The organism is Acinetobacter sp. MD2(2019) (assembly GCF_035615615.1).
In the GTDB taxonomy this organism is placed as follows: Bacteria; Pseudomonadota; Gammaproteobacteria; order Pseudomonadales; family Moraxellaceae; genus Acinetobacter.
The window spans coordinates 1-10,496 of record NZ_VTDU01000037.1 but is presented as its reverse complement, the minus strand read 5'-3'; the positions used below and the strand labels follow the sequence as shown (position 1 = coordinate 10,496).

Sequence of the window (10,496 nt, the reverse complement as noted above, 5' to 3'; positions counted from 1 at the left end):
GCGGTTGGTGCCTGTTGCAGCGTTTGTAACCGTACCTTGTCCCATCGTGGCTTTGGTCAGTTGCTCTGTTTCTTGCCCACTACTGTTTAATCCAATTGTGGTCGAGCCTTTCGGTGCAGTCGATGCTGCTTTTGATCCTTTTTGTGGAATCCCGATATTAGTCGATACGTTAAAGCCACTACTCTTGTTGTAATTATGGTCTTGTAAATCTTTAAGTTCTAAATTACCTGTATAGTTTAAGTTTTTGTGGTCGGTAAGGGTTCCATCTGCATTCTTGGTCGCATTGGCAATTACACCGCCGATATTAGTGACATTTTTAACGCCCATTGCATCTAAATTGGCATCGTGATTTTGATCGCCAATGAGGAGTTTACTGGTAGTACTCGTCCATGCACTGTCGCTGCTACCTTTGCCTTGGTTATAGCTCGCAGTGATATTTTTACTGCCACCGCCATAACCACCTCCGATACTTCCACCTCGACTACTGTTACTGCTACTCGAAGTATCTTGTAGACTTTCAACATGGATATTATTGACTTGTAGATTACCCCGATCTTGTATGCTCACTTCGCCGCCTTTGATGTTCAGGCTGTTTAAGCTTCCTTCGGTTTTATTCAAAGTCACTTCGCTGTTGACGTGGGTTAGGCTATTACTTTCTGATTTACTCGTCTGTTTACCAATAGATGCACTGCCACCGCCACCATAGGTATAGCTCACGCTCTGACTATTGGTTTTACTGTTACTGCTTTGGCTATTGTGCTCAGTTCCTGCGGTGATATTCAGGTCTTTGGTACCATCAAAGCTGGTGGTGCCTGTTGCGGTTAAGCGGCTCCCTTGGAGATTGGCATTTTGTCCTTCTGATTTCAGAGTCAAGTTATTCAGATCAAGATGACTACCTTGCCATTGGCCTTGTGTCGTCGTGGAAGTGCTTGTGGTCTCTATTCGCTCTCCATTAGCACCAATCGTGAAACCATAGGTCGCAGTACTTGCCGCTGCACTTGCCGCCGCCGCACCAACGGCAATTTCAGCTGTTGCTAAATTAATTGTTGCCATCGCTAAATTGGCTTTACTATCATCTAATGCATCTTTGGTAATTTTTCCTGCGGCATAGTCTTTTTGGGCTTGACTATAGTCTTTTTTAGCATTGTTTAAGGCTTTGGTCGCATCTTTAAGTGCAACGATTGCCAATGCTGCATCAACAAAGGCATTTCTTACCCCAACTTCACTCGTCACGGTTTTGGTGTGGTTTTTTTCTTCAGTAACGGTTTTATTTTCATAGCCACCAATATTAAGTTCACCCCGTCCATGATCTAGTACGGTATCGCCTGTGGCTTTGACATTTTGACCAAGGATGTCTATTCCTTCTGCACCCTGTATGTTTAGGTTCTCTGTGTTGATCTGTCCTGATTTATGCGTGGTGGTAGTCGTGGTGGTACTTTGTGTTGTGTCTTCACTTTTGAAGCCACCTAGGCGTAAGCTGTCTTTGTTGAGCTTAACACCTAGGCCCTGTATAGTTTCTTCGCCTTGACTGCTGCTATGTTTGCTTTGTTCTTCTGCTGCATTCAATGTAACTTTTTGACCCGTTAATCTGATATTTTTAGCATTCAGGTCACTACTGGTGAGTGTGGTTTGTCCAATTGAACCCACCGCAATATTATTTGCTTGAAGCGATGTTCCTTGCTGTAAGGTTTGCTCGCTTCGTTCGCCTTTGCTTTCTCCTATCTTGACAGGGTCATCCAATCCGATGCCAACTGCGCCTATCGCTAATCCTTTAATCAGCTCTTTGGCGACACCCCGATAGCCTTTTTGTTGTTCGTCCCACTGTTCATTTTTGGTGGCAAGGGTAGACAGGGTGACATTTTCAGGCATCAATGAACCATCTGCGGCTTTTAGGCTGCCATCCGCCTGACGTTGTATCAGTGTATCCCCCACATAGATGCTATTGCCTGCCTGTACATCGTTGGCCTGTAGTTCTATGTTTTTGGCAGCATTGATATCGACGGTATCGCCTGCTTTGAGGGTGCTCTGCGCGACTTTTTGATCAATATAACCAGATTGGCGATTGCTATAGGTCGCAACGCCTTTTTTCGATGAAGTTGAGCTTTCTCGCTTGTCATCTATTGCAGATAACAAGGTGACATTACCTTGTTGGGTCTGGATCTGGATATTAGTGCCTGCCTCCGCCTGTAAATGGGTCGCGCTAATGTTACCCTCTACACTATTGATAATAATGTTCTGTCCAGCTTTCATTTGATTGGCAATGGATGTGCTGCTACTCGCATCATAGGTCGATGATTTTTTTCCGCCAAATGATCCTTTGTTTTGCGACTGACTAGAAACAGTGCTTTGATTTAAACCATTGTCCAATACAATATCTTTTTGGGCAGACAATTGTATATCACCCTGTTGGCTATTTAAATCAACAGCTTTGCCTCTGATATTCTGCCCATTAAGAACCAATGATCCGATACTATTGATCTGACTGCCAACGTCCTGCTGTTGTTTCTGTTGATAGCCATTTTTATCATCGATCTTCAGTGTTTCTTGCTTGCCGACACTGACCGTGCCAATTTCAACATTACCAATGGTATTGAATAAGCTCGCACCATTGCTGTTACTCACCTGTGCAGCTTTTAAAGTGCTATTGCCCAAAACATCCACCGCCAGTGTGGCTTGGTTCGGATTAAGCTGCTTTGTACTGCCGTTGCCGACATACAGTCCTGCCACACGATCTATATTGGTCATGCTAGAACTGATTTGCCCCACATGGGATACAGATGTACGAGTGGTACTTTCAAGATTGAGATTCCCACCCACTTTGAGTGCCATGGCATCTTTAGCTGTGATTTGTCCACCCACATTGTTTAAATCTTTTTGGGTTTCAATGGCGACCTGATTACCTTGTATCCGTCCATTTAGGTTCTGCACATTATTTGCCGTAATTTGCACTGCTTCACGGCCTGCAATGGTCGCCCCATTGATCAAATCACCGTCCAGTTTCAGATTAACGCTGTTCCCTGAGATTAAGGTGCCATCGCCTTTTAGATCTCCCGCTCTTGCCTTAACATAGACTCGCGGAACCAAAGCCTTGGTGGTCGTGCCATTCGGTAAAGTCACCGTTTGCTCCACTAACCACACAATATCAGTGGTTAGCTGTGCTGCCTGCGCTGCACTTAGAGCAATCCCCGGACGTAAACCATAAAGCTTGGCGAAAGTGACACCATTATTCATTAATGCTTTATATTGTTCATCATCACTGGCATAGCCTGTCAGGAAGCGATAGCCTGTCAGGTTGGCAATCTGATCTTGCACCAGACGCTGTTCATAAAAACCATCGCCCAAACGTTTTTGCTGTAAAGCTGGATCCAACCCCAGTGCATCAAGCATATAATCCGATGATAACCATTTGTTATAATCGGCAAAGGCTGGGTCGGTCTCAATCAAATAGCCGGCTTTGCTGTCTGCATTGACTTTATATAACGCACTATTGGGGACTTTAATATGGTTAGAATCAATGCTTCGGATTTCTTCTGAAGCCCCCTGTGAGGTACGACTCGGTGCAGACGTTGTGCTTTGCTGTTGGGCAGTATCTACAGCGCTGGCTTCTGGTGCATTCTGGCTCTGTGAATCTTTTAAGTTCAGTTTATCCAGATCAACATCTTTGGTTTGATTCAGTTGTGTGCTGTTATTGGTCGTCTGTAAGCCATTGATCTCTTGTTGAGTTGTCTGGCTATTTTGGATTTGTTCCGCACTTTGATTGTTTGATACTGCAACCGTTGATAGCTGATTTTGATTTAAATTTTGATTGCCTAAGGCTTGGCTAATAATCAGATCAAATGTAGTTTCACTTGAATTTTCAAATGGATTATCCCACTGTCCTTCATGTTTCCAATATTTAACCTGAGTACCCGTATTAACAATTCTTCGAATCCCATCAATTTGTGTGCCAGAATCAATACTGCCACCAAGATGAGTTATTTCTCCCCCAGCCAGAATCTGACTTTTATCATTGAGAACCTGAGCACCATTCAAATGAAGTGCACCACCCGCCTTAATTTGAGCTGGCGCTGATTGCATTGTTCTTGTTTCGTAGGTAATTTCACTATAATAGTATCTCATCCAATCTTCTTTGGGATTACCATCATAATAATTTCCATCGAAAGTACACCAAGCATTACAATATTTTTCTAGTCCATCTTTTCGACTCACTTCAACTTGTTCAGTTTTGAAGTATTTGTTTATATTGTTAATCTGCTTCGCCGAAAGGCTCATGTCTCCCAGTGATTCAATCGTTGCACTTTCATTATGAATGACATTTGCCTGACCCATTGCCTGATTATTGGCATCCAATGCCCCTCCGAGATATAAATTACCTGCACTAAAAATAAGGGCTTGACTGGTGTAGTCTGTCGGATTCGAGAGGTTATTAAGCGTTTGTACGCCCAAATGCAGGTCACCGCGTGATGCAATCACAGGGGCTGTACCTGTGCTATCAGGCTGATTATTTAAGGTATTGGCTTGAATCGCCAATGTGGTGCCATAAATACGACCTGCGCCTTGGTTGCTGAGGGTTTCTGCCTGCAACCGGGTAAAGTCACCGTTAATTAATCCCGTATTATTTAAGACATTCTGCGCGGTAAGTCGAGCCTCATGACTTTGAATCTTACCATTTTGGTTATTGGTGATATTAACAGCATTTAACGCCAGTTGATTGCCTGCATTAATCGTACCGTTATTAATAATATTGCCTTGTGTATTTAGGCTTAAATCTTGATTGGCTTGTAATTGAGCATCCGTATTATGGATATAATCCTTTTCTAAACTCAGTGTAGCATTGCCCAAACTCAGCAGTTTACCATCTCCAGACAAAGATTGTGCAGTGAGATCCAGTCCTGTACCTGCGAGTATTTGTCCATTCAAATTGTTAATTTGGAGTTGATCACCCAGAAGCGTGAGTTGCTTTTCACTACTCATCTGTCCTGATTGGTTATTCAGGGCGTTTTGAATATTCAACTTTTGATCCGCACTACTACGAATTACACCACTCTGGTTATTTAAGACATGACTGGTGATATTCAGTGTATTCGCATCAATGCCCTGTATCGATGAAGGTGTTGGATCAGTATTTAACGTATTCTGGTTATCTAGTTGCTGGGTGGTGATATTCAGCTCACCTGCCGCCATAATATGGCTATCGGCATCAGCAAGATTGGCTTTACCCTTGTTATTGATCTGATCAATATTCAGATGCATGCCGCCCATCGACAACATTTGCCCAGACTGGTTGTTGAATAACTGATTTTGGCCTGTTCCTTGCAAATTAAGCTGTTTTGCTGCAAGTAAGGTGCCGTTTTGATTGAACACCTGATTGGCTTGTAGATCCAATTGTTGAGCACTGGCAAGATAGCCCTGTTGGTTATTCAGTGTCTGAATATGATTCAGTTGAATATTGCCCTGACTCAGGATGCCGCCTTGCGCACCACTGTTGGTATTGCTTAGGTTGTGCTGATGGGTATCCATCTGGATACTTTGCTGTGCCTGAATTAGTCCCTGATCATTGTTCAGTTCACCTGAATCAATCGTCAGATTTTCTGCACTGAACGTGCCTTGACGATTATCAAGCAGTTGCCCACGGCTATCCAGTTGTAACTGATTTTTGCTACTGATTTGACCCTGAGTATTATCAATACCGGTCGCGTTTAAATTGAGATCTTGACCAGATTGAATACGGCCTTGCTGGTTATTTACAAGCTGCGAGCCAGTATCGATGTGGAGATTGCCCTGAACTGTACCTATTTGACCAGTCGTGTTATTCAGACCTTGGCTACTGAGGGTTAATTGCTGCTTCGCTGCAATCACACCACTGGTATTATTCATGTCTTGAGTGATGCGAATGTCTGCATTGTTTTGGCTATTGATCTGACCCTGATGGCGATTATCCAGTTGATTGGCACTTAGCGTAAGCGCTTTACCAGAAACAATCGTACCGGCCTGATTCGTCAGAGCACCGTTACCCGCATTTAAGCCCAGATCACTCTGCGCACTACTGATTTGGCCCTTATTGTTATTTAGGCCTTGGCTATGAATATTTAAATCTAAATCAGCTGCAATTGAACCCTCAAGATTATCAATCTCTGCTTGGCTGATGAGATCGGCTTGTCCTTGTGTGGTGATCTGACCTTGCTGATTATCAATGTGCTGTGCCTGAATACTGACCTCTTTTTTAGCCTGAATCAGACCCGATTGATTGATCAGCGTGTCTGATCCAGTATTTAGGCTGAGGCCACCTTGTAATGAACCGATTTGCCCATGACTGTTGTCCAGCCCCTGTGATTGAATCTGAATATCAGCATTGGTAACAATTTGTCCCGACTGGTTATTGATTTGCTGTTGGCTGATTAGTTGAAGATTCTGCTGGGCACTGATTTGTCCTTTATTACTGTTGTCGAGTGAACCGACTTGAAGATGCGCCTGATGGCCTGCGTAGATTTGACCCGATTGGCTGTTATCTAGCTTTCCTCCGACGTTTAAATCTAAATTCTGACCTTGTACCGAGCTGAGTGTCCCCCCCTGATTATTTAGGCTACCCGCTTTAATATCCGTTGCTGTTGCACTTTGAATCAGTCCAGTCTGATTATTGAGTTGTTGCTCAACAACAAGACGCAAAGGATTGAGTGTACCACGCTGAATCAACTGACCTTGTGCGTTGTTTAGCGCATTGGCTTGAATCGCAATCTGATCTGCCGAAGTTACCCCGCCACTTACATCCAACATACCACCTTTGAGCTGCAAGGTTCCATTGCTCAGGATTTGCCCCAAGTGACCATTGAGTTGATCTGTTTGAATATTTAGTTGCTGGGTTCCCGCATGAACCACTTGGCCCTGTGTATTATTCAATAATGCTGTCTTGATATTGAGCTCAGCGGCATTACTACGAATTTCCCCAGACTGGTTATTCAAGCTCTGGCTCAAGTTGAGGTCTAACTGATCCTGACCTGTATGTAAAAGATGCCCTTGTGTATTATCCAGACGGTTTGCTGTTAGATTTAATTGCTGTGCACTCAGTGTCCCTTGCTGATTATCCATCAAATCATGACTTTTAAGGCGCAACTGCTCTGCTATCACCGTTGCTGCACGTGTAGAAATATCACCTGCATCACTGGCTAAATCGATATTTTTTGCTTGTAACTGTCCATTGGTCGCGTCAATCTGTTGCTTTGACGCGACTTTAAAATTTTGACCAGCAAAGCTTTGTCCATGCAGTGCGGTTTGATCTGCCGTAATGTCAAGATCACCCGTGCTTGTCAGTTTTCCCTGACGATCCAGACCCGCAGCAATCAGCGCAGCGTGCTCATGTTGTAATTTTGCTGTATTCAGCTGAAGGTTTTGTCCCGCAGCAATCGAACCTGTATTCAGTATTTGCTGCCCTGTGATCTTGATGTTTTGATCGGCATAAATACTGCCACTGTTATTGAGCACTTGATGGGTCAATTGAACATTTTTAGCATCAATCAACCCTTGATGATTATCAAATTGATCGACCGTACTGATGAAACTTTGGCCTGCAACAATACTCCCTTGGGTATTATTGACGCTTGTATGCTGTTGCTGAATGTTTTCTGCTTGAATATGACCAGAGGTATTATCCAGCTGTGTACTCGCAAGCTTTAACTGGGTTTTGGCCTGAATAATGCCGGATGTGTTATTGATGGCTTGATTGGCTTTTAGTTCGATGCCTTGTTGTTCTGAATAGATCAGTCCAGACTGGTTATTGACTTGATCTGCCTGAATATTGAGTTGTTGCCCACTGGCAATTTGGCCCTCAGTATTCTCAAGACCATTCGCTACATTCAGATCGAGTTGATCAACAGATTGAATTTTCCCTTTCTGGTTATTGGCCGTCTGGGTTTGAATATTCAGTTTTTGGTTTGAGATCAATTGACCAGACTGGTTACTCAAAGTATTGGTCTGAATCTCTGCCTGCTGAACCGTCAATTGTCCCTGATCATTGTTAAAGCGCTCGCCTTGAATTTTCACATGACCTAAGTTGAGTTGACCGCCTTGGTTATTTAGTCCATTCTGACTGTCTAGGTCTATTCCGCCTTGCGCCACAATCGCGCCCTGATCATTATTCAGTAATTCCTGAACATGAATATAGCCCGTATCATAGTGCTTAGGTACACTTGGGGTGCTACTCTGATCACCACTAGCGACTTCCACACTCCCCCCATCCTGAGCTGGATTGACAATCTCTGTCGCTGAGGAACTAGTATTACCTCCCGTACCACCTGTATTCGGAGTAGATGTAACCTTGGCTAAACCTATTTTTCCTCCAGTATTACGCATTGAACCCGCTTTTAAATCTAGCGCCTGAGCTCCAGTTTGTTCAATTGAGCCACTGTTTGCTAAACTGCCTGCATCAATCACGATACGCGCTGCATTCAGCGTGCCACGATTGCTCAGTTGCTGCTGGTTTAAATGCAGTTCATCTGCACTACTGATTAAACCTGAATTATCTAGATTCTGGCTGTGTACATTCAGTTGTGAAGTGGCACTACTGATATTGCCTGTATTTTTAATACTTTGAGCAGTCAGTTGTAGTTGATCTTTATTGGCAATGATATTGCCTGTATTGGTTAAATCCCCATTGGCATTCAGGCTAAGTGTCGAGTCTGTCGTATTGATTGAACCCGCATTGCGCACGCCTACACCTTGCGCTGTTCCCACCAAAAAGATTTTACCCGCATACATGCCGCCAAGCTGCCCAATATCCAGTGCAAATTGGGGGGTGTTATTTGTAGAGATATTGCTCTGTACAGGGTTAATATTGGCTGTGGTCTGATCTTTCACCTGAATATCATTTTGACCCAGTGCCACATTGAGTTGATTGGCATACAGTCCAGCATTCACTTTTAAAGCATTGGCATACACATCGGTATATGGGGTTAAACTACCATTTAGGCCTTTACCCTGAATGGTTACTTGGCCTTCACGTACCCGAAACGATTCTAGATAGCCCTGATTCATGACCGCCTGACCCGTCGTGAGGGTAAAACGATCGGCATTGATGACCCCACAACCATCACAGACCAAACCAGATGGATTGGCAATCACTACCTGTGCTTGTTTACCTGCAACTTCGATGTAGCCTTTGAGCTGACTCGGATTGCTCGAATTGACTTCATTTAAAATGACTTTGGCTTCCCCTTTGGCAAGCCACGGGTTGCCTTGTACCCAGCCGCCCAATTGAGTTTGGGTGTTGTTACGGGCATTGTTGAGAATGGCACCTTCTTGTCCCACATCAAATTGACTATAGGTATTGCGGGATACACCACCTGCACTTGGGGTCTGAATATTGACCTGAGTCAATCCATTACTGCTATTTAAAATAGTCGGTTGTTGTGAGGTCGGCGCACCTTTATCTGCAATAATCTGGCTATCGGCAATAGTTGCGATCGGTAAGGTATAAATCGTAGCACCCAACAAGCTAATAACAGCAAAGTTCACACGTTTGAGTTTTTTAAAATGGCTGCTATCAAAGCCAATGCTGCCCGAATCACTTGCTGTACACACTTCATTGTCATGACCATCTGACTGACTTTGTCCAGCCTGTTTGGTCTTGCTTTTGACGATCTCGGCGACTGCGATAAACATACCACGCGCCTGACTGAAGATAATACGGTAGCGATTCTTATTCATGTGTATTTACTCTAAATCTTGTTGTGTACTGCAATCTCATTGACGAGAAAAAATCAAATGTAGCGAGATCCAAATGTGTTCTAAAATTAAAACCCTTTTAAGCATCTGCTTGACTCAGGTTAATAACTCCAGTTCAGGCTAAAGCCAGTGGTATAATCATCTGTTTTAAAATGATTTGGTTTTTTAAGTGGCGCCCCTATAAAGGCATCGTAGCTTAGGCGAAGTGGTGCAATCTGCCCTCTTAATCCGATCACACTGCCGAGTAAGCTAGTACCGGGTAAAGGATTGGGTTCACGTGCAGTGCGTCCACCAACTTCACCATAGTCAATACCGGCATACCATTGCATTGGTAATTTAGAGATAGCGCCACTGATTTCATTACGTACCAAGAAGCCGTTATCTGCCATCAATGTTTGTTCACCATCAAAACCACGCACGGTATAACGGTTACCAATTGAGAAGCGGTCTTGTGGCGTCAAAGGCTGATTTGTATGTTGCATCCGCCATTCAGCGGTATATTGCAGGTTCTGTGCACCGAATTTAAATGGTACTTGTAAACTAGCATTCGCCTGTATGATCCCTACATGGGTATAGGCTTCACCAAACTCTTCCTCAGGTGCACGCATAGCACCCAAGCCACCAGTACCACGTTTGTAAGTCAAATTGCCGCTTAATGTCGCATTAGAAAAGTATTCAGTATGGTCCAACGTGGCTTTCCAGCCTGCGGTTTTTCGGCGTTGGACTTCAACCTCAACATCTTCAATGTAGTTACGCGATTCTCGATACCAACCACCCAC

General features: G+C 43.9%; 2 protein-coding genes. Both read right to left on the bottom strand.

Annotated features, from left to right (window positions below; genetic code table 11):
• On the bottom strand, positions 1 to 9,699 hold a 9,699-nt coding region (locus I2F62_RS12500; protein ID WP_324627324.1), incomplete at its 3' end, for a hemagglutinin repeat-containing protein.
• A gap of 119 nt (positions 9,700 to 9,818) precedes the next feature.
• A partial coding sequence (locus tag I2F62_RS12495; protein WP_324627323.1) for a ShlB/FhaC/HecB family hemolysin secretion/activation protein occupies positions 9,819 to 10,496 on the bottom strand: 678 nt, incomplete at its 5' end.